Source organism: Thermoflexibacter ruber (genome assembly GCF_900113045.1).
Classification (GTDB): Bacteria; Bacteroidota; Bacteroidia; order Cytophagales; family Thermoflexibacteraceae; genus Thermoflexibacter; species Thermoflexibacter ruber.
This window is the reverse complement of record NZ_FONY01000037.1, coordinates 32103-54132: the sequence shown is the minus strand read 5'-3', so window position 1 is coordinate 54132 and position 22030 is coordinate 32103. Positions and strand designations below refer to the sequence as shown.

22 protein-coding genes are annotated in these 22030 nt (G+C 38.4%); 9 read left to right on the top strand and 13 right to left on the bottom strand.

Annotated elements, in window-relative coordinates; translation table 11 throughout:
- Positions 1-272: 272 nt before the first annotated feature.
- From BM141_RS17695 to BM141_RS17685, 3 genes are read right to left on the bottom strand one after another with little or no spacing between them, the layout of a single operon-like run.
- Entirely contained in the window at positions 273-1379 is a 1107-nt protein-coding gene (locus BM141_RS17695; protein WP_091548801.1) for a glycosyltransferase family 4 protein, read from the bottom strand.
- Positions 1380-1385: 6 nt separating this feature from the next.
- Positions 1386-2138, bottom strand: a complete 753-nt coding sequence (gene truA, locus BM141_RS17690; RefSeq protein WP_091548800.1) for a tRNA pseudouridine(38-40) synthase TruA — start codon at positions 2136-2138, stop codon at positions 1386-1388.
- Between the two features lie 5 nt (positions 2139-2143).
- A complete protein-coding gene (locus tag BM141_RS17685) occupies positions 2144-3880 on the bottom strand; it encodes a glycoside hydrolase family 3 protein (RefSeq protein ID WP_091548799.1) in 1737 nt (578 codons plus the stop codon).
- A gap of 156 nt (positions 3881-4036) precedes the next feature.
- Here BM141_RS17685 and BM141_RS17680 point away from each other — a divergent pair, with 156 nt between their 5' ends.
- Positions 4037-5254 (top strand): molybdopterin molybdotransferase MoeA, encoded by a 1218-nt coding sequence (locus tag BM141_RS17680; protein WP_091548798.1) that lies wholly within the window; start codon positions 4037-4039, stop codon positions 5252-5254.
- Positions 5255-5286: 32 nt separating this feature from the next.
- Positions 5287-5796, top strand: a complete 510-nt coding sequence (locus tag BM141_RS17675) for a hypothetical protein (RefSeq protein WP_091548797.1) — start codon at positions 5287-5289, stop codon at positions 5794-5796.
- Here BM141_RS17675 and BM141_RS17670 read toward each other — a convergent pair.
- Positions 5793-6116: an L-rhamnose mutarotase gene (locus tag BM141_RS17670; RefSeq protein WP_091548796.1), complete on the bottom strand. Its 324-nt coding sequence runs from the start codon at positions 6114-6116 to the stop codon at positions 5793-5795. The genes BM141_RS17675 and BM141_RS17670 overlap by 4 nt on opposite strands.
- Positions 6117-6215: 99 nt before the next feature.
- Between BM141_RS17670 and BM141_RS17665 the strand changes: the two genes are divergently transcribed.
- Together BM141_RS17665 and BM141_RS17660 are read left to right on the top strand one after the other, a co-directional pair.
- Entirely contained in the window at positions 6216-6908 is a 693-nt protein-coding gene (locus tag BM141_RS17665; protein WP_091548795.1) for a TaqI family restriction endonuclease, read from the top strand.
- Positions 6909-7206: 298 nt separating this feature from the next.
- Positions 7207-7815 (top strand): thymidine kinase, encoded by a 609-nt coding sequence (locus BM141_RS17660; protein ID WP_091548794.1) that lies wholly within the window; start codon positions 7207-7209, stop codon positions 7813-7815.
- A 6-nt stretch (positions 7816-7821) separates the two neighbouring features.
- On the opposite strand, the gene BM141_RS17655 is transcribed toward BM141_RS17660, so the two are convergent.
- The 7 genes from BM141_RS17655 to BM141_RS17625 form a co-directional block, all read right to left on the bottom strand.
- The gene (locus BM141_RS17655) at positions 7822-9216 is read right to left on the bottom strand and encodes a vWA domain-containing protein (protein WP_091548793.1); all 1395 of its coding nucleotides are present in this window, start codon (positions 9214-9216) and stop codon (positions 7822-7824) included.
- An 83-nt stretch (positions 9217-9299) separates the two neighbouring features.
- Positions 9300-9734 (bottom strand): hypothetical protein, encoded by a 435-nt coding sequence (locus BM141_RS17650; protein WP_091548792.1) that lies wholly within the window; start codon positions 9732-9734, stop codon positions 9300-9302.
- Between the two features lie 199 nt (positions 9735-9933).
- Positions 9934-10773, bottom strand: a complete 840-nt coding sequence (locus BM141_RS17645; RefSeq protein WP_091548791.1) for a cbb3-type cytochrome c oxidase N-terminal domain-containing protein — start codon at positions 10771-10773, stop codon at positions 9934-9936.
- Between the two features lie 124 nt (positions 10774-10897).
- On the bottom strand, positions 10898-11056 hold the full coding sequence (locus BM141_RS17640; RefSeq protein ID WP_091548790.1) for a CcoQ/FixQ family Cbb3-type cytochrome c oxidase assembly chaperone: 159 nt from the start codon (positions 11054-11056) through the stop codon (positions 10898-10900).
- Between the two features lie 93 nt (positions 11057-11149).
- Positions 11150-13333: a cytochrome-c oxidase, cbb3-type subunit I gene (gene ccoN / locus BM141_RS17635; protein WP_091548789.1), complete on the bottom strand. Its 2184-nt coding sequence runs from the start codon at positions 13331-13333 to the stop codon at positions 11150-11152.
- Positions 13334-13423: 90 nt separating this feature from the next.
- Positions 13424-13573: a cbb3-type cytochrome oxidase assembly protein CcoS gene (ccoS, locus tag BM141_RS17630; protein ID WP_091548788.1), complete on the bottom strand. Its 150-nt coding sequence runs from the start codon at positions 13571-13573 to the stop codon at positions 13424-13426.
- A gap of 310 nt (positions 13574-13883) precedes the next feature.
- Positions 13884-14579, bottom strand: a complete 696-nt coding sequence (locus BM141_RS17625) for a porin family protein (protein WP_091548787.1) — start codon at positions 14577-14579, stop codon at positions 13884-13886.
- A gap of 119 nt (positions 14580-14698) precedes the next feature.
- Between BM141_RS17625 and BM141_RS17620 the strand changes: the two genes are divergently transcribed.
- From BM141_RS17620 to dnaK, 4 genes are all read left to right on the top strand, one after another.
- The gene (locus BM141_RS17620) at positions 14699-15736 is read left to right on the top strand and encodes an aldo/keto reductase (protein ID WP_245764098.1); all 1038 of its coding nucleotides are present in this window, start codon (positions 14699-14701) and stop codon (positions 15734-15736) included.
- A 2-nt stretch (positions 15737-15738) separates the two neighbouring features.
- Positions 15739-16662 (top strand): ribosome small subunit-dependent GTPase A, encoded by a 924-nt coding sequence (rsgA, locus tag BM141_RS17615; RefSeq protein ID WP_091548786.1) that lies wholly within the window; start codon positions 15739-15741, stop codon positions 16660-16662.
- 44 nt (positions 16663-16706) lie between these two features.
- Positions 16707-17660, top strand: a complete 954-nt coding sequence (locus BM141_RS17610; protein WP_091548785.1) for a polyprenyl-phosphate transporter — start codon at positions 16707-16709, stop codon at positions 17658-17660.
- A 220-nt stretch (positions 17661-17880) separates the two neighbouring features.
- Complete coding sequence (gene dnaK / locus BM141_RS17605; RefSeq protein ID WP_091548784.1) at positions 17881-19788, top strand: molecular chaperone DnaK; 1908 nt, start codon at positions 17881-17883, stop codon at positions 19786-19788.
- Positions 19789-19854: 66 nt separating this feature from the next.
- Here dnaK and BM141_RS17600 read toward each other — a convergent pair whose 3' ends face one another.
- Positions 19855-20418: a hypothetical protein gene (locus BM141_RS17600; protein ID WP_091548783.1), complete on the bottom strand. Its 564-nt coding sequence runs from the start codon at positions 20416-20418 to the stop codon at positions 19855-19857.
- 161 nt (positions 20419-20579) lie between these two features.
- On the opposite strand from BM141_RS17600, the gene hemF reads away from it, so the two are divergent.
- Positions 20580-21488: an oxygen-dependent coproporphyrinogen oxidase gene (gene hemF / locus BM141_RS17595; RefSeq protein ID WP_091548782.1), complete on the top strand. Its 909-nt coding sequence runs from the start codon at positions 20580-20582 to the stop codon at positions 21486-21488.
- A 116-nt stretch (positions 21489-21604) separates the two neighbouring features.
- Here hemF and BM141_RS17590 read toward each other — a convergent pair whose 3' ends face one another.
- A complete protein-coding gene (locus tag BM141_RS17590) occupies positions 21605-22027 on the bottom strand; it encodes a DUF1573 domain-containing protein (RefSeq protein WP_091548781.1) in 423 nt (140 codons plus the stop codon).
- Positions 22028-22030: the final 3 nt, after the last annotated feature.

Genomic DNA, 22030 nt, shown 5'->3' with positions numbered 1-22030 from the left:
ACCCATATTGCCCAATATAAGCAGGAATTAGAAACCTTAATTTCTTGGAATTTTCATATCCCTAAAACCAAAACCAATTTTTATTGAGTATAACTTATTCATCATAGGCTAAAAAATCTTTGGTAAATGATAATATTATCGAGGTTCTTGTCCATATAGTCTTGAAATTAATACTTCTTATTGAAAAATGCTTATTAAATCTCCATAAAAATAAATAAATTATCTAACCTCTGGTGGGATAAACTATAGCGATAAGAACAATAAGTAAAACATCAGTTTGTTCTTCTGATAGCTTCTCTATACTTTTGAATTACGATAGCTTGGTCAAATTTTTCTACTGCCAACTTCCGACTTTGTTTACTCATTTTCTCGAGTTCAGGCTCGCTCATTAGGCTCATCTTTTTCATTTTCTCGGCTAAGTCCATCGCATTTTTTACTTTGCAAAGAAACCCGTTTACTCCTTCCACGATAGTTTCCCTACAACCTGCTACATCAGTAGCTATCAAGGGCTTACCCATGCTTGCTGCCTCCAAAAGGGTTCTCGGTGTGCCTTCTCTGTACGAAGGAAGCACCACACAATCAGCATTTTGTATAAAAGAGCGTACATCATTTGCTGTTCCTAAGTAAGTTACTATGCCCTGTTCTGTCCATTGGCTCAACTGTTCTTGGGTAATTCCTAAGCCTTTGTCAGTTTCTATTTTTCCAAGCAGTTGGAAATGAAGCGGTAAGTTTTGTTTTTTTAGTATTTTTATTGCTTCTATGTACTCCACAATTCCCTTGTCATAGAGCAAACGAGCGATGAGTAAAAAAGTAAAAGTAGCATTTCTACCATTGGGGAGCGTAGGCTTAAATTTTTCAATATCAATACCCGAACCGGGAAGCAAATCGGTAATTTTTTTTGAAATGAGTTTTTTTTGTAAAAATAAGGCTAAATCATCTTGATTTTGGAAAAAAACTTTTTTAGGAAACTGAAAAGCAAAGCGATAAAGGACTTGAGCTATTTTGGAAGTGAGGTTGTTGCGAATGAAAACTGTGCCTAAACCTGTAACATTGTTAATGGAAGGGATATTCAACATGCGAGCTGCCAAAGTGCCGTAGATATTAGGTTTAATAGTGAAATGTAGAGCGATTTGGATATTGGCTTTTTTATAGGTCTGATAGAGTTCCCAAACTAAACCTAAGTCTTTCAATGGATTCACTCCTTTTCTTTCCATATTTACTTCGTAAAACTCACAACCTTTGGCTTTTAGTTCTTCTACAAATCCATCATCAGGAGCAATCGCCACTACTTGATGACCGTCTTTGATAAAAGCCTCTATCAAGCCCCACCTAAAATTGTAAATATTCCAAGATGAATTGATAATAATTCCTATTCGCATTTGCTCTTACATAAAAATACTCGAGGGATAGCTAACATCTACTAAATATAAGCCTTGCGGAGGCACTGCCCGCCCTGCTTTTCTTCTGTCCTTGCTTTGTATGACTTGCTCAAAACCCTGAACGCTTAGTCTGCCACAGCCTACTTCTAAAAATGTACCTACGATTGCCCTGACCATACCCCTTAAAAATCGGTCTGCAGTAATATAAAAAACTAACTTCCCGTTGGCTTCTTCTTTCCACTCTGCCTTTTTGATATGACAGATAAAGTGCATCACTTCTGTATGCACTTTGCTGAAAGCCTCAAAATCAGTATAATGAAATAATATAGGAGTAGCTTCTATCATTTTTTCTACGTCTAAGCGAGGCATTGGGAAAAAGTAAGCAAGTTCATTGAGGAAAGGATTTTTTACTCGGGTAATGTGGTATTCATAGCTTCTACTATTAGCTGAAAATCTGGCACTTAGTTCTTCTCTAACAGGAAAAATATCTTTGATTAAAATATCTGAAGGCAAAATACGATTCATGCGATAGATAAAGTTTCCTTTATCAGAAATTTCTTTATCTGTATCAAAGTGCATGAATTGTTTGAGGCAATGTACTCCTGTGTCTGTCCGTCCACTTCCCACAGAATCAACCTGATGCCCTAATAGAGAAGCCAAAGTTTTATTAATTTCTCCTTGTATAGTAGGCACGCCTTCTTGCTCTTGAAAGCCGTGAAAGTGGGTGCCTTTGTAAGCTATTTCTAAAAAATAACGCATGATTTTTACTTTACTTCTATCCCTTCACCTGCTTTAAAATTACCTACTGAAACAGGCATTTTTCCTGTGGCAAAACCTTTTCCAAAAATAAAATTGATTGCTGCCTCTTGAGCATTCTCGCAGTCATAATACATCATGATTAACTGCTTTGTCTTTTCTATGTTTTTAAACCTTGCCAAAGTATAAGGATTTTTCAAAACTACGATTACTGACTTAGGATTTTGGGCTAACTCTCCAATAAAGCTTTGCAAATCAGCAGAATACTCTACCTTGTTATTAGGTCGTTTTTGTGTATCGTGCAAACCCACAATCACTACATCAAACTTTCTCAACTTACTTTTTACCTTTTGGATAGACTGACTATTGGCAGTAATCGGCAAAGAAAAACTCTCTATTTTCGCCAACTCATTCGCTTTGTTTTGTAAAGATGTATTTGAGCCTGAACCAATAGAAATTACCGCAATCTCTTGTTTTTCAATGTTTTTGAGTGGAAGTAAGTTTGCTTCATTTTTCAATAAAGTCAAAGTAGCGGCAGAAAGTTGGCGGTTTAGGGTCTTTGCTTTCTCATTGTTCAGGTCTTGGGTAAGGTTATTCAAATTTATTTTTTCCCACTTAGCAAGTCCTAAATCATACTTAGCGGTCAGTACTTTCTTGCATTTTTCATTGATAGATTCTTGCTGAATAACTCCCTGTTTGACAGCACTTTTAATCGCCTCAATGGCTTTGGGAATGTTCTCTGAAAGTTCCATGATGTCGTTTCCTGCCAGAAGTGCTTTGACCTCTGCCTCTCCCGCAGGGTGGTAGGCAGTTACTCCTTTCATATTCATAGCATCAGTAAAAATTAACCCTTTGAAGCCCAAATCGTTGCGAAGTAAATTAGTAATGACAGGTTGGGAAAGCGTAGTGGGGAGATTGGGCGTATTGTCTAAGGCAGGAATATTCATGTGTGCTACCATTATCCCGTTTAATCCCTTGTTTATCAGTTCTTTGAAGGGGTAAAGTTCTATATCTTCCAATCTTTCTCTGCTATGCTTAATCACGGGCAAGCCATAATGAGAATCTACGTCTGTATCTCCATGCCCTGGGAAATGCTTGGCACTGGTAATCAATCCATTGTCTTGCATTCCTTTCATATAGGCATACGCCTTTTGTACTACTTTTACTTTGTCTTCGCCAAAAGAGCGATAGTTGATGACAGGGTTGTTTGCATTGTTATTAACATCTGCCACAGGAGCAAAATTGATGTGCATACCTATTCTTTTGAACTGTTGGGCAATTTCTGCCCCCATTTCGTATATCAAATTGTCCTCTGCTGTGGCTCCCAGTGCCATCTGATAGGGAAAACTAATCGTGCTGTCCAAACGCATACCCAAGCCCCATTCTGCATCCATAGCTATCATCAGTGGCACGTTTGATTCAGTTTGATAGCGATTGGTGAGTTCTGCCTGCTTAGTAGGACTTCCCTGAAAGAAAACTAAACCTCCAATGTGGTGTTTTTTTATCAAATTGCTTACTGCGTCTTCTTCTGCCTTTGAGCGATTGGAGTAGGCAGCGGCAAAGAAAAGCTGGGCAATTTTATCCTCTTCGGAGAAAGTATTGAAAACTGAATCTACCCAAATTTCTTTTTTGATGCGGTTCAAATAAGCAGTTACATTAGTTTTTTCATCTTTGGTTTCTACCGAAGTCAATCCTAACAAGGTAAAAGTCAGAGGAATAAACAAAAAGAGGTTGCGTTTTTTCATGGTAATTTCCTGATTAGTAAGTAGCAAATATATAAAGTATCTTTGGCAAAATCCAACTTTGTTCTCTGCGATTCTCTACATTTCTCTCTACCATTTTTCAAAGCAAATTTTTATTTGCTATCTTTGCAGGATTGTAGAAAGTTTATTATCAAGAGTATGATTTCTTCCGAAGAGGCAACACAAATTATTCAACAACACCTTTTTCTGTCTAAACCTGTGGAAGTAAAATTGATGAAAACTCTCGGAAGGGTTCTCCGAGAAGAAATCAGGGCAGACAGAGATTTACCTCCTTACGACAGAGTAACCATGGACGGAATAGCCATTGATTATCAAGCTATTAATAAAGGGATAAGTAGTTTTTTTGTAGAACGTACGCAGTTTGCAGGAATGTTGCCTACTCAACTTTCTTCTATGAATCATTGCATAGAGGTAATGACAGGAGCAGTTTTGCCTATCGGGACGGATACAGTCATTAGGTACGAGGATTTGGAAAAGGAAGAAAAGGAGGGTAAGGTATATTTTAAACTTAAAAATGTAGAAGTCAAATACCAACAAAATGTGCATCATCAAGGAAGTGATAGCAAAGAGGGAGAAATCTTAGTTCAGAGCAGTACTAAAATCAGCTCGGCGGAGATAGCTGTAGCGGCAGCAGTGGGCAAATCTGCCCTTTGGGTAAGTCAAAAGCCGCTTTTTGCGATTATTTCTAACGGAGATGAATTGGTGGACATAGAAAGTACCCCCTTGATGCATCAAATCCGCCGCTCTAATACCTATATGTTGCTTGCGGCTTTGGAAAATTTGAGAATGAAGGCAGATACTTTTCACCTTCCTGATAATAAAGCAATTATAGAACGAAAACTCGCTAATATTCTTTCTCCTAAAAGCGTATTTGATGTAATTTTACTCACAGGAGGCGTATCTGCGGGTAAGGCAGATTTTGTTCCGCAGGTGTTGGAAAATTTAGGAGTTGAAAAACTTTTTCATCAAGTCGCTCAGCGTCCGGGTAAACCTTTTTGGTTTGGCAAAACGAAAGCGAATAAAATGGTTTTTGCCTTACCGGGCAACCCTGTTTCTACTTTTGTTTGTTTTCATAAGTACGTGGTGCCTTGGCTCAAGGCAAGTCTGTTTGAGTCTAATTCTTTGGATTTGCCACAAGCTATTTTAAAGGAAGACTTTTCTTTCAAACCTTCACTGACTTATTTTTTGCAAGTAAAATTGAATTATGAAAATCAGCAACTTTTAGCTACCCCTATAGAAGGTGGAGGTTCAGGAGATTTTGCTAACTTGTTGGAGTGTGATGGTTTTTTGGAACTCCCCGCAGAAAAAACGCACTTTAAAGCAGGAGAAAAATACCCATTTATCAGATACAGATAGCATTAATTAAAACTAAATATTTGACAGTAACCATGAACAAAGCATTTAAAAATCATTTGCACACATCTTTGATATTTTCTGCTTGCTTGTTTTTAAGTAGTATCTTTTACAACTGCTCTCATCAACAAAATACAAGTGCAGAAAACGACACCCAAAAAGACAGTACCTCTGTTAGTTCTTTAAAGCCACAAAACGTGGACAAGACCCTTTACCCCAATGATGACAGCGAACTGGCTTGGCTCATGCGTCAGATGTACGAAGACGGGGAAAAAATAAAGTCAGCCGTACTGAACAAACAGCTGCCCGAAGATTTTAGAGAAAAATTTAAAAATATTCATACTGCCACTCCCACTGATGCAAGTGTGAAAGGTGAAGTTTTTGATACTTCGGCAAAGGCTTTTTTAGCCACCTTAGATAAGTTTTATGCGGAAAAAGAAAACCAAGTAGAAAACTTCAACTTAGTGGTGAATGCTTGTGTAGCTTGTCATCAGAACTACTGTCCAGGTCCTATCAAAAAAATCAAAAAGTTAGCGATAAATTAGTCCACGTGGAAAACTTCTTCCATTTTTGCCCACCACTCACCTTCTTGGCAAGTGTTGAGTGGTTCTTGGCATGGAATAGTAAGTTCCCACCACTGTTGGGTAGTAGGGTCTGCGGCAATAGCCGCCATATCTGCCTCGTAATCCATACCTACGTATTCGTAGTAGCTAAACAAAAATCCATCGCGATAAAAAATGGAATAGTTGCGAATGTTAGATTGATAGATTCGCTCCAGTACTCCTTTCCATACTGCTTCATGTAATTTTTTGTATTCCTCTACTTTTTCATCTTTGAGTTTGATAAGGTGTCCATATCTTTTCATGTTCACTTTCGTATGTTTTTTAGGTAAAAATAGTGATTTTTTATTGCCAACACCTAACTTTATGTATATTTTTTGTTGTACCTCAACCTTTTGGGCTGTATGGATAAGCAAGCAATAGAGGAGATAAAATATTATCAAAGTTTTTTGGAAACTTTACAGTTAAACCCACAACTTGCTCATACCAAGACGATAGAAATGGATTTGAAAGGCAGGCTCAATCCTACCAACCTCATGCAAGTTCTATTTTTTGAACAAAAGCGATGGCTTAACTTCAGAGAATTTTATGAATACTACTTATCTGAAAACGAATCACTGTTGAAAGAAACTTTTTCGCATATCAGTTGGGAAGATTTCAAAAAAGGCTTGGAGGCACGCCTTTATCGCACCCAATTTGGCTTGCTGACCGAATATCACGCCTACTTTGCTTGCAAGTGTATCTTTGGCACAGAAAACCTCAAAAGAAACAAGGAATTAGACAAGGCTGGGGTAGATTTTCAGTTATTCTACAAAAATCAAATCTACAACATACATATTTTTGTAGATACGCCAAGAGCGTGGGCATTTCGCCAATTTAAAACTGAAAACAAATCAGTGGAGAAAACAGTAGGCTGGCATGTAAACCTTCCCTATTCACTGAAAAGTAATCGTTTTAATTCCCTTAGGTTTCTACCTAATGGCTTTGGGATTTATACTTCTCATTATTTACGCTATTTTCAACATGAATTGGACAAGGGCAATATCCAACACAATAACATCGTAGGAACTACCTTTGAGGGTTTTTTATACCAATGATTTGCTTCTCTGTTCTAAGAAGGCTAACTTTGTATTTTATTCTTTTGCCAATTTTAATTAGTTTTTAATAAATATTATTTCCTTGTAGGTCTGACTTGCATTAGGTTTCAACAAATAAACGTTCCTACTTTTTACTGCCCCACCCAACCCTGCCCAATGGGAAAGGACAAGGGGCGCGATGCAATTGAGGGGCAAAACCAAAGAACGGTTTTTTCTTGAATATCAATCTAAGTCAGATATTATCTTAGAAATTGGAGAAGTAAATATTTTATTTTAAAAGCATAAGCATCTCAATATCATGTTTTTAGAACCTCAATGGACACCTCACCCACAAACAGGGTGGATAGAAGTAATTTGTGGCTCTATGTTTTCTGGGAAAACGGAAGAACTTATACGTAGGGTAAACAGAGCCTTGATTGCTAAGCAGGAAGTAAAGATTTTCAAACCTGCATTAGATAAGCGTTATGATGAAATCAAGGTAGTTTCCCATGACCGCAATCATGTCCACGCCTATCCCGTTGAAAATGCTTACCAGATGCTATCCCTCGTAGAAAACTGTCAGGTGGTAGCCATAGACGAAGCACAGTTTTTTGATAATCATATAGTAGAGGTCTGCAATACTTTGGCTTTTAGAGGAATCAGAGTTATAGTTTCTGGTTTAGACATGGATTTTCAGGGCAAGCCCTTTGGCGTGATGCCTCATTTAATCGCTATTGCAGAGTTTGTTACCAAAGTACATGCTATTTGTGTCTGTTGTGGAGGTCTTGCTTCTTACTCTTTCAGGCTTAGTCCTTCCAAAAAACAGGTACTACTTGGTGAAAAAGACATCTATGAGCCTCGCTGTCGCTACTGTTATTACAAGGCTATGTTTCCTGAAATGGTTTTAGAGCAAGAAAAGTCTTACTAAGCTCGATTATTTCAAAATATCAATGTAAGTAGTTTTTCCTGAGTTGATAGTAAAAGTTTTGACTGCTGTATAGGCACTGCTTACTGCGGTTTTAGCGCGAAAAACAAGTTTATAGTTCCCGGGTTGCATGATGATATTTTCGCTTTTTTCTCTTGATGGAGCAATATTTTCTACAAAAGTAGGCTGCCCTTGGCTATCTATCGCATAAAGACTTGCAAAGCCATCAATCATATTGACTACATTGAGAATACCTGGGTTGGCTATGGAAAGTTCTGTTATCTGTCCTGCTTTGATTTCTATATTCTTAAAATATAATCTTGGACGTGTCAAGACTTCTATGTCATATTTTCCTATCAAATACTTTTCTAACAAATCAACGGGCTGATGATGAAGAGTCTGAACATCACCACTTTTTCTGATAACTGCCTGCAAACTGCCATATTCTTTGCTGGTTTTCATATTGAATTTGAGTGTGCCTTGAGGGGTATTTACTCTGATAACATTGTGCTTTCCGCCTTGTATCTCGATTTTTTCTTTGCGGACAGGTGGAATAGTATTGACTACTAAGTCATAAGTGAGTACTGGGTCTATCTCCAGCAGGTCGGTTTTCCCTTGTCTATCGCGAAAATGTACCAAGTCATACACACCTTCTTTGGTAACATGATTGATGAAAGTCATGTTTACATCTTTTTCCAAAGGTTGGTTGTTATCGTCTAAGAGTTCGACAGCTACAGTAGTCTTGCCAAGTGTTTGCGTAGCTATGGAGGATAAGGCTTGAGTAAATTCGCTGATGTTCTTTGCATCTATTGCCTTACCTATGCACTCAAAAGCCTGCGTAAAGTCTTTTCCTACTCCTAAACCAATAATGAAAGGTCTGAGAATCACGCCCTTTCGCTGTAAGCCCAAAGAGATGGCGCAAGGGTCGCCGTTGCAGGCTTCTATGCCGTCAGTAATCATGATAATCACGTTGCGGTAGTTTTTATCATCAGGGAAATCCATAGTGGCTTGTTCTAAAGAATAGGCAATAGGGGTAGTACCTTTGGGAGCTATTCTGCCCAATATTTGTTTGATTTTGGCGTGGTTATTAGGCTCAAAGCCTATTTCTAATTTGGAATCTTTACAGTTTTTGAGTTTACTGTCAAACTGATGACCGTACACCCGCAAGGCAAATTCTACATTTTTGTTTACTTTGAGTGAGTCTATGAGTAGAGCCAATTTGTCTTTGGCGATATTGATTCGCAAATCGCCGTCCCACTTAGATAGCATACTCCCAGAAGCATCTAAGACAAACAGTATGCGTGTTTTCTCTGGCATCAAACGTTGAGGCTTTTGTGCGTAAAGATTGGTAAACCAAGCTAATAAAAAAGAACTTAACAGTAACTTGCAGAAATGTTTAGGCATTGTCAGAATCCATTTTAACGTACATAGATAACTTTGGCAAAGTGCTAATCTGAAGTAGCATATTTGCCAAAGTTGTAACCTTTTTACAAAGGTATTAGTTTCAAGGTAACTGTAGTAGTAATGCCTTGCTCTGTTTCAGCAAAGGAAAGGTCAAAGTTAGTAGAAGTTAGTTTGAGAATATTGATGAGTTGGATAGGGTCGCTTCCTTCTTTTATCTCAAGCTGTGTTTCATTGTTTACGAATTTCCAAGTTCCTTGGGCAGCTGCTCCGTCAGTGTCCGTACTATTGAAAGTGCCATCTTTCTTAAAAATCAAACGAAATTTAGAGAAATCAGCCAGATTGCTGCTCCCTCCTTTTTTATAGGCAGTAATACTAACTGCACCTTGCTGTATGGTAGCTTCGTCTGCTTGCCAAGTACGTGCAAGCAAATCAGTTTTTGTAGGTGCTGTATCTTTTTTGCAAGCCGTCAGCAAAACAAAAACGAATAAACAAAAATAAAAACAATTTTTAGTGTTCATGTGGGATAGTTTTTAAGTAAAAATTTGTCAGTACGTTGTGTAGTTTACGATAGGTGGCTTGATAAGTTTAAACGAGAGAAAACCCTACTAAGTTTTGTTGCCTATTGATACTACTCTCTTTAAGAAACGTACTGCTTGTTATAAGAAACAAAAAATCCCGCCAAAGATATATTAGCGGGATTCAATGATAAATGTATTTTTATTTTTCTTCTGTGCCTTGTGGTGCTTTCGCATTGGGCGGATTTGTTCCCTTCAAAGTTGTGATATAGCTGGCAACTTGTAAAATCTGCTCGTCTTTGAGTTGTGCTTTCCAAGCAATCATGCCTTTTTCAGGTACGCCAGAGCGAATCACATTAAAAATATTTTCTATGCTACCTCCATGCAGCCAGTAGTTGTCAGTGAGATTGGGACCTACCCCACCTTCGCCTAATTTTCCATGACAAACTGCACAGTTCTTCTGAAAAATTGCTAAACCTGCATCTAAGGCATCTTTATCTTTCAAAGCCTCAATTTTGATTTTCACTTTGTCTGACAAATTGTATTTGATATTAGCCTCAGCTACTTCTATTTTATACTCCTCTGCTGAGGAAGGACTCCACTTAAATACTTCGTAATTAAGAAGGTATATAATACTAAAAATAATAGTTACATAGAAAATAGCAGATAACCAGCGAGGCATACCATTATCCATTTCTTGAATACCATCGTAAATATGTCCTTCCATGAGTTCATTGTCGCCTCCGCCTGCGAACAGGGATTGCAATTCTCGGAACAGATTGCCAGAACCAAGAGCAGGAATTTTTCTTTTGATTCCTTTTTGTGCTTCCAGTCCTTGAATCATGCCATAGAGCTGGCTTGCCAAGGCAATAAGTGGGGCTACGACAAGCATGACGAGTGCGCCCATTAGGGTTAGCCATATTACCTCGTCATGCGAAACTCCACTTGCTTTTGTTACTGCTGCGTCTTGTGCGTTTGCTTGCATGATTACAAACAAAAGCAGAAGTACAATACCAATAAGTTTAAATTTATATTTTTTCATTTTTTTTATTTTATTTTGTTATTGTCTGTATTGCGTTTAGTACGTAATAACAAGTACTCAATGGTCTTGGCATTGTTTCATGTGCTATTACATACAACACAAACCATGTTTCCAAACATTGATTTTATTTTTCTAAGGGCATTTCAGACATTTTCTTAATGTATTTTTTATCTGCTTTTAGTACCCAAATCAACATGAGTGTAAAGCTGACAAAGAAAATAGTCAAGGAGATGATTGGGAAAATATCTATGCCTTGTATGGATTCTAAAACGTTGCGTATCATAGTTTTAAATATGTTAGTTTTTTTAATCTGGAATTTTAAATCTTACATTTTTATTTCAGACTCCAGATTTTATATTCATTCCAGATTTTTATGTTATTTTACTTTAATATCTGTACCTAAGCGCTGTAAGTAAGCTATCAAAGCAATGATTTCCTGTTCTGGTTTGGCTTCTATGCCAGCTTCCTTCAAATTTTTCACAATCTGCTCGGACTGTGCCTTTAAGTCTGCTAAGGCTTGCTGCTCATAACCCAGAGGATAAGGCACTCCCAAAGTTCGCATAGCACTGATTTTAGCCTCTAAATTGGTATTGTCTAACTCTTGCTCAAACAACCAAGGATAAGCAGGCATAATAGAACCGGGGGACATAGAAGTAGGGTCAAGCATGTGGTTATAGTGCCAAGAGTCTGGGTATTTGCCACCTAACCTGAGCAAATCAGGACCAGTACGCTTAGAACCCCATAAGAAGGGATGGTCATAGACATATTCGCCTGCTTTGGCATATTCGCCATAACGTTCTGTTTCAGAGCGGAATGGACGAATCATTTGTGAATGACAGCCTACACACCCTTCTTTGATGTACAAATCTCTCCCCTGTAATTCCAACGGTGTATAAGGTTTTACGCTTGAAATCGTAGGGATATTAGATTTTACTAAGAAAGTAGGAATAAGCTCTATGGCAGTACCTATCAAAATAGCTATTAAGGCAAAAACTGCTAATTTGACTGGTTTTCTCTCCAATTTTCTATGCCAATGGTCGCCATGAACATGGTCGCCATGAACATGGTCGCCGTGATTTACTACATTTTTGGCTAAAGACATCGCTTGAGCAGGTTCATTGGCAGTAAACTTGCCACTTGCTACAGTTTTCCAAAGGTTGTAAATCATGATGAATACACCCACTAAGTACAACAAGCCTCCTAAACCTCTCATCGCATACATGGGAATAATCGCATTGACAGTTTCCAAGAAATTAGGATACTGCAAAGAACCCTCTGCATTAAATTGCTTCCACATCAGCCCTTGGGTAAATCCAGACCAATACATGGGGATGGCATAGAACAAGATGCCTAATGTACCTATCCAGAAATGCACATTTGCCAGTTTAGTAGAATAAAGTTTGGTATTGAACATTCTTGGGAACATCCAGTAGAACATTGCAAAGGTGAAAAATCCATTCCACGCCAACGCCCCAATATGTACGTGAGCCACAATCCAGTCGGTGAAGTGTCCGATAGCATTAACATTTTTCAAGGAAAGCATCGGACCTTCAAAGGTAGCCATACCGTAACCTGTCAATGCAACGACCATGAATTTCAAGATAGCATCTTCCCTGACCCTGTCCCAAACACCTCTCATAGTTAAAAGACCATTGACCATCCCCCCCCAAGAAGGTGCAATCAGCATAACAGAAAATACTGTCCCTAAGGACTGCGCCCAATCAGGCAAAGCAGAGTACAATAAGTGGTGAGGCCCCGCCCAGATGTAAATGAAAATCAAAGACCAAAAGTGAACAATTGAGAGGCGATACGAATAGACAGGTCGCTGCGCCGCCTTAGGCAAGTAATAGTACATCAAGCCTAAGTAAGGCGTAGTCAAGAAAAAGGCTACAGCATTATGTCCATACCACCACTGTACTAAGGCATCTTGCACACCTGCATACCAAGAATAACTTTTTAAAAAACTAACAGGTAATTCAAAAGAATTGACTACGTGTAAAACTGCCACTGTTACAAAAGTAGCAATGTAAAACCAAATAGCTACATAGATATGCTGTTCGCGTCTTTTAATGACCGTGCCTATCATATTGATACCAAATACTACCCAAATCAAGGTAATCGCAATATCAATCGGCCACTCCAACTCAGCGTATTCCTTTGAAGTAGTAATCCCCAAAGGAAGCGTGATAGCCGCCGCAAGAATAATCAACTGCCACCCCCAGAAGTGAATCTGGCTCAATGTGTCATTGAACATTCTGGTTTTGCAAAGTCTTTGGAGCGAATAGTAAATACCTGCAAAGATAGCATTTCCCACAAAGGCAAAAATGACGGCGTTGGTATGTAAAGGACGAATTCTGCCAAATGTAGTAAACTGCAAATTAAAATTTAACTCTGGATAGACTAATTGGAAGGCAACAATTACACCGACCAACATTCCGACTACCCCGAAAACTATGCTCGCAATCGCAAAATTTCTTGGTGTAACATTATCATAATCAAATGCTTCCAAGACTTGCGATGTCGTTTTTTCAATAGGTTTGTCTAATACTTCTGATGTCATGTGTTTAGTTATGAATTAATATATTATAAATTATTGATTATAAATGCTTTGCTTTCTTATTATTATTAAGCATTGTCTTAGCGATAATCTCTATTTTTTCAACTCGTCATCAAAAAGCATACGCACCGATGGCGTGTAATCGTCTTCGTACTGCTTGCTTCTGACAGCCCACAAAAAAAGCCCTAAAAACACAAGAGCTACAGAGATGCTTATTCCGATAAGAATAAAAATGACACTCATTGTTTGAATTTTGGTTAATTCTACACTACAAAAATGAGTATTAGAAGGCTAAGAAAAAATGACTTTTGTTGCAGTAAAAAGATGACTTTTATCATCTTTTCTGATTAATCAAAAAATCTCCTGCTCAGGAACGCAGGATAGATACGAGAGAAAGTAGTAACGCACTAACCCAATCCATAAATCATTATCTAAAAAAGTTTCGTGCAGTCAGTTTCCTAAACTGAAAGAGCGATTTCTCCAAACCGCAAGAGGGGGAGAGGGGAAGGTTTTTTTTATACCTATTGTATGGCTTATAGTTTTTTTATGTCCATCAAAACATCAAAAAACTTAAACCAAAGGTCAGCGGCATTACTTCTTGATTAGGGCTTAGTTTCCCGCTTTGAAACAAATCTGACAAGCTATAATAAGTAAACAGGTGCAAATTTTTATACCCTACCCTGCCGTATATGCCGTAGCGAAAGCGGTTTAAAAAGAAATCATCGTGTAATTTTTCTTTTCTTATATCATCGCCTGTACCATACTTTATTTTCGTTTTTGCTGAAACCAATACCCCTGCTTTAAAACCTACGATAAATCTGAAAGTTTCTCTCCCCGTAGAAGTTACAGCACGAAATTCTACAGGTAGGTCTAAGTAAGTAGGAGAAAGTAAGGACTTGCGAATATCACTGTAAGGCAGTGGGAAAATCCCAACAATTTTACTATTTTGACTATTTATGGTTTCTCTTAGTGTAACATTTTTGTCAAAACTATACCGCTCTACGGATACACCTAAACCCGTGTTAAAAGTAAAGTAATCGCTAATATACACCTCATACAGCATGGCTAAATTAAAAGCACGAGAACCTAACAGCTTCAGTTCCATGTTAGGAGGGGGATTGCCATACGTACTAAATCCTACATCTAAGACAGGCTTGACGGGAATTTTTCGCAAAATAGAAAACTGGGCAAGGCTTTGTGAGGGTAAAGCAAAAAAGAAAATACATACAGCTAAAAACAATTTCTTCATTTCTCAATTATTTGGATTATCAAAATGTAAAATTAGGAATTAATTGCAAATTTTGATAATGGTAAGCAAAATGCTTAATTTTGAAAATAAAACTCAAATCACATTCAACAAATTTAACCATGATGAAATACAAACTTTTTGGTAAAAGTGGACTTAGGGTATCAGAAATCTGCCTTGGAACTATGACCTTTGGACAAGAATGGGGAACAGGAGCGGACAAGGAAGAGAGTAAAAAAATGTTTGATAGCTATGCAAATCAAGGGGGCAACTTCATAGATACTGCCAACCGCTACACCGAAGGAACAAGTGAGAAATACATAGGAGAGTTCATCGCATACGATAGAGATAGGTTCGTAGTAGCTACTAAATATACGCTTTATGATAGGCGAGATGACATCAATGCCTCTGGGAATCACAGAAAAAACATGATGCGCTCTGTGGAAAGTAGTTTGAAAAGGCTCAATACAGAATATATAGACTTGCTTTGGGTACACATGTGGGACGAAACTACGCCTGTGGAGGAAGTGATGAAAGGATTGGAAGACTTAGTTAGCTCAGGAAAAGTGCATTATATCGGAATTTCGGATACGCCTGCTTGGGTAGTCAGCAAGGCAAATACCTTAGCTGAATTGCGAGGATGGTCGGCTTTTGTAGGCTTGCAGATAGAGTACAGCCTTATTCAGCGTACTGCAGAGCGAGAGTTAATCCCTATGGCACATCACTTTGGCATGACGATTACGCCTTGGTCGCCTTTGGGGGCAGGAATGCTGACAGGAAAATACAACGACAGCATTCCAAGCAGTGGAGTCAGGCTAACAGAAAAAAGCCTGAAAATCAATGAACGCAATAGAGCAATCGCCAAAGAGGTAAGCGCGGTAGCCCAAGAATTAGGAGTAAGTCCTGCCCAAGTCGCTTTGAATTGGCTAAGACAACAACATTCGCAAGTAATTCCCATTATCGGAGGGCGAAAAGCAAGCCAAATAGAAGATTGTTTAGGCTGTCTGAATTTCACCATTCCCCAAGAGCAGATGAAACGATTGACAGAAATTAGTGCTATTGAACTGGGTTTCCCTCATGATTTTCTGAACTTGCCTACGGTCAGGGTGAATGTATTTGGAGATAATGAGGAAAAATTGATTTATCATAGAAATACTTAAAAATGAAAGGATTAATCATGCGCTCTACGGGTTCTTGGTACGATATTGCAGACGAGCAGGGCAACAAATACATAGGAAGACTACGCGGAAAACTGAAACAGGAGGAGATGAAAAGCAACAATCCTATTGCTGTAGGGGATTATGTGGATTTTGAGATAGAAAACGTAGAGCAAAATACCGTGCTTATCAATGATATTTTAGAAAGAGAAAACTACCTCATCAGGCAATCTACTCATCGCAAAAATCAAGCACACATCATTGCGGCGAACATAGACCAAGCCATGCTCATAGCTACTTTGGTTTTTCCGCGTACTTCTTTGGGTTTTATAGATAGATTTTTAGTAAGTGCAGAGGCATACCGGATTCCTACTTTGGTGATTTTCAACAAAAAAGACCTTTTAGAAGGTGATGGCTTAGTTTTCCAAGAAGAATTAGTAGAGATGTATAAAAAAATTGGCTATGAATCCTTGGCAATTTCTGCATTGGACAAAAATGACATTCAAAAAATCAATGCACTTTTAGAAGGGAAAAAAACACTTATCTCGGGACATTCAGGCGTAGGCAAATCTACAATTATTAACCATATAGCCCCTTATTTGGGTTTAGAAACAGGAGATATTTCTGATTATTCCCTCAAAGGTACGCATACTACTACTTTTGCAGAAATGTTTGAGATTCGCCCTAAAACCTACCTCATAGATACTCCCGGAATTAAAGAATTGGGGTTGATAGACATAGAAGCAGAAGAAATCAGTCATTTTTTTCCTGAAATGCGTGAGCGTTTTGGACAGTGTAAGTACTACAACTGTACCCACTTACACGAGCCAGACTGCGCCATAGTCAAGGCAGTAGAAAATGGAGAAATCGCCCAAAGTCGCTATGAAAGCTACCTAAGTATGGTCATGGGAGAAGATAATAGAAAATAGAAAATTTTATCTTTATCTTTGAGGCAAAAATTAAACCAATCAAAATGCAAAAATATTTCTTTATTTACCTCAAAGGAATCGCTATGGGAGCGGCAGATGTAGTGCCAGGTGTTTCAGGCGGGACAATCGCTTTTATTTCAGGAATTTATGAAAGGCTCATCAATGCCATTCGCTCTATCAATGGCAAAGCCTTACAGTACCTTTTCAAGTTCGATTTCAAAGGTTTATGGTCGCAAATAGATGCTAACTTCTTAATTACCTTATTTGCAGGCATATTCACTTCTTTGCTGTCTTTGTCGCGACTGGTTTTGTACCTCATGGAAAACCACCCTATTTTGTTGTGGTCTTTCTTTTTGGGTTTGGTACTTGCGTCCGCAGTTACAGTAGGCAGAAAAATTACCCAATGGAGTATAGGAACTATTTTAGCTTTATTAGTAGGAATTGCTGTGGCTTTTTATGTTACGGTAGCTGTGCCTGTGGACACGCCCACTGCCCTGTGGTTTATTTTCCTTTCTGGTGCTGTGGCTATCTGTGCGATGATTCTACCGGGGATTTCTGGGAGTTTTATTCTTTTGCTCATGGGCAAGTACCACTATATTTTTTCTGTCATTAAGGAAATTACAGGTTTGAAATTTACTTTTGAGAATATAAGTACTTTACTTACTTTCTTAGTAGGTTGCGTAGTGGGGCTTTTGTCTTTTTCTCATGTCTTGAATTGGATGCTCAAAAAATACCACAATTTGACTATTGCCCTGCTTACAGGTTTTATGGTAGGTTCACTAAACAAGGTCTGGCCTTGGCGACAAGTTACGCAAACCTACATAGACAGCAAAGGAAATGAAAAAACTTTGTTGGACAAAAGTGTTTTACCTAATGTCTATGAACAGGTTACGGGTAAAGATGCTGAACTTTTCTTTGCTTTCGTTCTTATTATCTTAGGTTTTGCTATCGTATATCTGATAGAAAAATGGTCAGCAAATAAAAATCAAGAAGTGTAAGAAAAGCATATTAAGCAAGAATGTCTTGTTTTTATACAGTTTAAGCCACAAAATAAGAAATTAAAACGCTTATTTGTCAGAAATTTGCTGTCAAAATGACAGTAAAACCTCTTGGCATATAGATTGTTAAAAGTGTTATGAATTAAGATTGATAACAAGCCAATAACAACACAAGTATTTGAATATCAAATAATTTTAAATATAAAAACAATAAAACATCATGGGAAAAATTATAGGCATTGACTTAGGAACAACGAACTCCTGCGTAGCCGTCATGGAAGGTAACGAGCCTGTTGTTATCGCCAATAGCGAAGGCAAGAGAACTACACCATCAGTAGTAGCTTTTATGGATAACGGTGAACGCAAAGTAGGCGACCCTGCCAAACGTCAGGCAATTACCAATCCAAACAAAACGGTAATGTCTATCAAACGTTTCATGGGTAAAAAATATAAAGATGTAACAAAAGAACTGGAAACTATCTCCTACAAAGTAGAAAGCGGTCCGAACGATACAGCGCGTGTACGTATTGGGGATAGACTTTATACTCCTCAAGAAATCTCAGCGATGATTTTGCAAAAAATGAAAGCAACCGCAGAAGATTTCTTAGGGACTACCGTAACAGAAGCAGTCATTACTGTTCCTGCTTACTTCAACGATGCAGAACGCCAAGCAACCAAAGAAGCAGGACAGATTGCAGGTTTGGACGTAAAACGTATCATTAACGAACCTACAGCGGCTGCTTTAGCTTACGGCTTGGATAAGAAGCACAAAGACATGAAAATTGCTGTTTTCGACTTAGGAGGTGGAACTTTTGATATTTCTATTTTGGAATTGGGCGATGGTGTATTTGAAGTAAAATCTACAGACGGCGATATTCACCTTGGGGGAGATGATTTTGACCAAGTGATTATCAATTGGTTGGCAGATGAGTTCCAAAAAGATGAAGGTGTGGACTTGCGCAAAGACCCTATGGCTTTACAAAGATTGAAAGAGGCAGCAGAAAAGGCAAAAATTGAGCTGTCAAGTTCTATGGTAACAGACATCAACCTGCCTTATATCATGCCCGTCAATGGTATTCCTAAGCACTTAGTTCGCACACTCTCAAGGTCTAAATTTGAGCAGATGGCAGATAGCTTGATACAAAGAACGCTTGAGCCTTGCAAACGTGCTTTGAAAAATTCAGGCTTAGAGTTAAAAGATATAGATGAAGTAATTTTGGTCGGAGGCTCTACTCGTATTCCCAAAATTCAAGAGGAAGTAGAGAAATTCTTTGGCAAAAAACCTTCTAAGGGTGTAAATCCTGATGAAGTAGTGGCAATAGGTGCGGCTATACAAGGTGGAGTATTGACTGGTGAGGTGAAAGACGTATTGTTGTTAGACGTCATTCCTCTTTCTTTGGGTATTGAAACTTTGGGTGGCGTATTTACCAAATTGATAGATGCCAATACAACTATCCCGACAAAGAAATCTCAAACTTTCTCTACTGCCGCAGACAATCAGCCTTCTGTGGAAATCCATATTTTGCAAGGAGAACGACCTATGGCTAAGGACAATCGTTCCTTAGGACGCTTCCACTTGGATGGTATTCCGCCTGCACCAAGGGGCATACCACAAATAGAAGTAACCTTTGACATAGATGCTAACGGTATTTTGCACGTTTCTGCGATGGATTTAGGTACAAAGAAACAACAAAAAATCCGTATTGAGGCTTCTTCAGGCTTAAGCGATGCAGAAATCCAACGTATGAAAGACGAAGCTAAAGCCAACGAAGCAGCAGACAGAGAGGAAAGAGAAAAAATAGAGAAAATCAATGCGGCAGATGCCATGATTTTCAATACTGAAAAACAGTTGAAAGAATATGGCGAAAACCTCTCAGAAGGGCACAAATCTGCGATTGAGGCAGCACTCATGGATTTGAGAAAATCTCATGCGGAAAAAGACATTGCTGGCATAGACCGTGCTATGGAAGCCTTGAATGGTGCTTGGCAGGCAGCTTCTCAAGACCTCTACAAGAATGCAGGGGCAAACTCAAGCAACGGACAAACAGGACAAAACCCTAATGAAGGAGGCAATAATCAAAGCGGGGCAGAATACACCGATGTAGAGTATGAAGAAGTGAAAAAGTAAGCATTACTGAAATTTAAAATAAGAAAATCGCTTTGGCATTTCTGCCAAAGCGATTTTCTTTTATTTTTAGCCTTTGTATTCCCCACTTACAGGCTTATCTTCTATTTTCAGAAACTGCTCCATTTTCTTCTCAATAAAACTTGCTTCGGAAGGGTTTTGCAAATTATCTACCAATTTGATGTCTTTATTGGCTTTATCTATGATATTGACACTGTAAGTATAAGAAGTGCCATTTTTCCCTCTGTGAATGTGCTGTTTTACATAAAGTTGTTTTATATCGTACTTGAAAATCTCTTTATTTCCTACCCAAGGTAGAGGAGTATGTTTTACATTGACACTATCAAAAGAAACCGTGATAATAGTTTGGTTCATAATACCTGCTAAGCCGTAATAGAACATAAAGACACCTACCCCTATAAAAGGCAACATAAATATATAGACAAAAAACGGCAATCCGTCTTGTATCATATTCATAATGAAGCCAAAAAAGATAAAGCTGTTCCATATTACTGAGAAAACTAATAAGGCATAACCCATGAGTTTGCTCCATTTGTACTTGATAGTCAAGGAGTTTCTAAATTCCTCTACTTCCATATTGGCAGGGATAGGCAAAATTTGTTCTTCTTTCATAGTCGTATAATGTTAAAAAATTGAATTGGTAAAACTGCACTTTTACAAATATATAAAAATGTGCATGAAAGTTTGGCACACTGAGAATAAAATCAAATACTTTGATATGAAAAAAATGAATAGTTTTGCATAATTGAAAATTTGCACACATACCCAATTTTATGAATAAAAATCAAATAGCCACTTGGTTTCAAGGACTACAAGACCAGATTTGTCAAGCATTGGAAAAAGCAGACGGCAAAGCCCAATTCCAAGAAGACCTTTGGGAAAGACAAGGCGGCGGTGGAGGACGCTCTCGCATCATTCAAAATGGACATATTTTAGAGAAAGGAGGCGTAAACTTCTCCGCAGTGTACGGAGAAATGTCTGAAAAGCTCCTGCAAATGATGAATCTGCCAACAAATGACAAAATTACTTTCTTTGCCACAGGGGTTTCTATTGTCTTGCACCCCGTCAGCCCTATGATACCTATTATCCACATGAACGTCAGGTACTTTGAGATGAGCCATGGTACTTGGTGGTTTGGAGGAGGCATAGACCTCACTCCGCACTATATAGACAAGGCTGATGCACGCTGGTTTCACGAGCAGTTAAAGGCAGTTTGCGATAAGTACCACACAAACTTTTATCCTGAGTACAAAAAATGGGCAGACGATTATTTCTTTCTCAAACATCGCAACGAAACCCGAGGAGTAGGAGGGATATTTTTTGACTACTTGAATGAGGGGAAAACAGGCTTTTCCAAAAAACAACTTTTTGATTTTGTCAAAGAAGTAGGGCTTGCATTCGCTCCAATTTACACTTACTTCATGCACAAGAACAAGGACTTACCATATAGCACAGCAGAATTGCATTGGCAGCGGGTACGTAGGGGTAGATATGTGGAATTTAACTTGGTATGGGATAGAGGGACAAAGTTTGGCTTAGAAACTGACGGCAGAACGGAATCTATCTTGATGAGCCTTCCTCCTCAAGCCAACTGGGTGTATAACTATCAGCCTGAGCCTAATTCTAATGAAGCAGAAACACAATCCTTATTAAGGAAAGGAATAGATTGGCTAAGTATATAACACTCTTTGAAAACAAAAGTAAGCCAATAAGTATAACTATTTTACAATCCAAAGCATAAACCCTAAGGATTTATAAATCCTTAGGGTTTACGTATATTTCTTTATCAGGTCAAAGTTTATTGATTAGCAGACCTTGCCTCTACTTCGCCTTTGAGGTACAATACCACAGAGCCACCTTCTACATTTGCAGTTACAGTAACATTTTTGTAGAAAGAACCAGGACTTGCCGCATTGTAAGTAGCCATCACGAAGCCTGTTTCCCCTGGAGCAATGGGAGCTTTGCTATAGTCTGGTGTAGTACAACCGCAAGACGCCTGTACGTTAGAAATCACTAATGGTATTTTACCTGCATTTTTGAACTTGAATGTAGCAGTTACTGGTGTGCCTTGCGGAATCTTGCCAAAATCCTTAGTTTCTGGTTGTAACCATTGGAAAGCAGCAACATTAGCAGGTTTAGTTTGTGCATTGTTAGTTTGTGCAAAACTTACAGCACTGAATAAAAGTGCAAAAATGAAAGTGAATAGCATTGACTTTTTCATGAT

Coding starts and splice junctions, on each gene's coding strand:
- BM141_RS17655 (WP_091548793.1), bottom strand. CDS start 9,216: ATGCCTAAACATTTCTGCAAGTTACTGTTAAGTTCTTTTTTATTAGCT.
- dnaK (WP_091548784.1), top strand. CDS start 17,881: ATGGGAAAAATTATAGGCATTGACTTAGGAACAACGAACTCCTGCGTA.
- BM141_RS17600 (WP_091548783.1), bottom strand. CDS start 20,418: ATGAAAGAAGAACAAATTTTGCCTATCCCTGCCAATATGGAAGTAGAG.
- truA (WP_091548800.1), bottom strand. CDS start 2,138: ATGCGTTATTTTTTAGAAATAGCTTACAAAGGCACCCACTTTCACGGC.
- BM141_RS17680 (WP_091548798.1), top strand. CDS start 4,037: ATGATTTCTTCCGAAGAGGCAACACAAATTATTCAACAACACCTTTTT.
- BM141_RS17650 (WP_091548792.1), bottom strand. CDS start 9,734: ATGAACACTAAAAATTGTTTTTATTTTTGTTTATTCGTTTTTGTTTTG.
- ccoS (WP_091548788.1), bottom strand. CDS start 13,573: ATGAGTGTCATTTTTATTCTTATCGGAATAAGCATCTCTGTAGCTCTT.
- BM141_RS17670 (WP_091548796.1), bottom strand. CDS start 6,116: ATGAAAAGATATGGACACCTTATCAAACTCAAAGATGAAAAAGTAGAG.
- BM141_RS17695 (WP_091548801.1), bottom strand. CDS start 1,379: ATGCGAATAGGAATTATTATCAATTCATCTTGGAATATTTACAATTTT.
- BM141_RS17645 (WP_091548791.1), bottom strand. CDS start 10,773: ATGAAAAAATATAAATTTAAACTTATTGGTATTGTACTTCTGCTTTTG.
- hemF (WP_091548782.1), top strand. CDS start 20,580: ATGAATAAAAATCAAATAGCCACTTGGTTTCAAGGACTACAAGACCAG.
- BM141_RS17665 (WP_091548795.1), top strand. CDS start 6,216: ATGGATAAGCAAGCAATAGAGGAGATAAAATATTATCAAAGTTTTTTG.
- BM141_RS17610 (WP_091548785.1), top strand. CDS start 16,707: ATGCAAAAATATTTCTTTATTTACCTCAAAGGAATCGCTATGGGAGCG.
- rsgA (WP_091548786.1), top strand. CDS start 15,739: ATGAAAGGATTAATCATGCGCTCTACGGGTTCTTGGTACGATATTGCA.
- BM141_RS17590 (WP_091548781.1), bottom strand. CDS start 22,027: ATGAAAAAGTCAATGCTATTCACTTTCATTTTTGCACTTTTATTCAGT.
- BM141_RS17675 (WP_091548797.1), top strand. CDS start 5,287: ATGAACAAAGCATTTAAAAATCATTTGCACACATCTTTGATATTTTCT.
- BM141_RS17625 (WP_091548787.1), bottom strand. CDS start 14,579: ATGAAGAAATTGTTTTTAGCTGTATGTATTTTCTTTTTTGCTTTACCC.
- BM141_RS17685 (WP_091548799.1), bottom strand. CDS start 3,880: ATGAAAAAACGCAACCTCTTTTTGTTTATTCCTCTGACTTTTACCTTG.
- ccoN (WP_091548789.1), bottom strand. CDS start 13,333: ATGACATCAGAAGTATTAGACAAACCTATTGAAAAAACGACATCGCAA.
- BM141_RS17620 (WP_245764098.1), top strand. CDS start 14,699: ATGATGAAATACAAACTTTTTGGTAAAAGTGGACTTAGGGTATCAGAA.
- BM141_RS17640 (WP_091548790.1), bottom strand. CDS start 11,056: ATGATACGCAACGTTTTAGAATCCATACAAGGCATAGATATTTTCCCA.
- BM141_RS17660 (WP_091548794.1), top strand. CDS start 7,207: ATGTTTTTAGAACCTCAATGGACACCTCACCCACAAACAGGGTGGATA.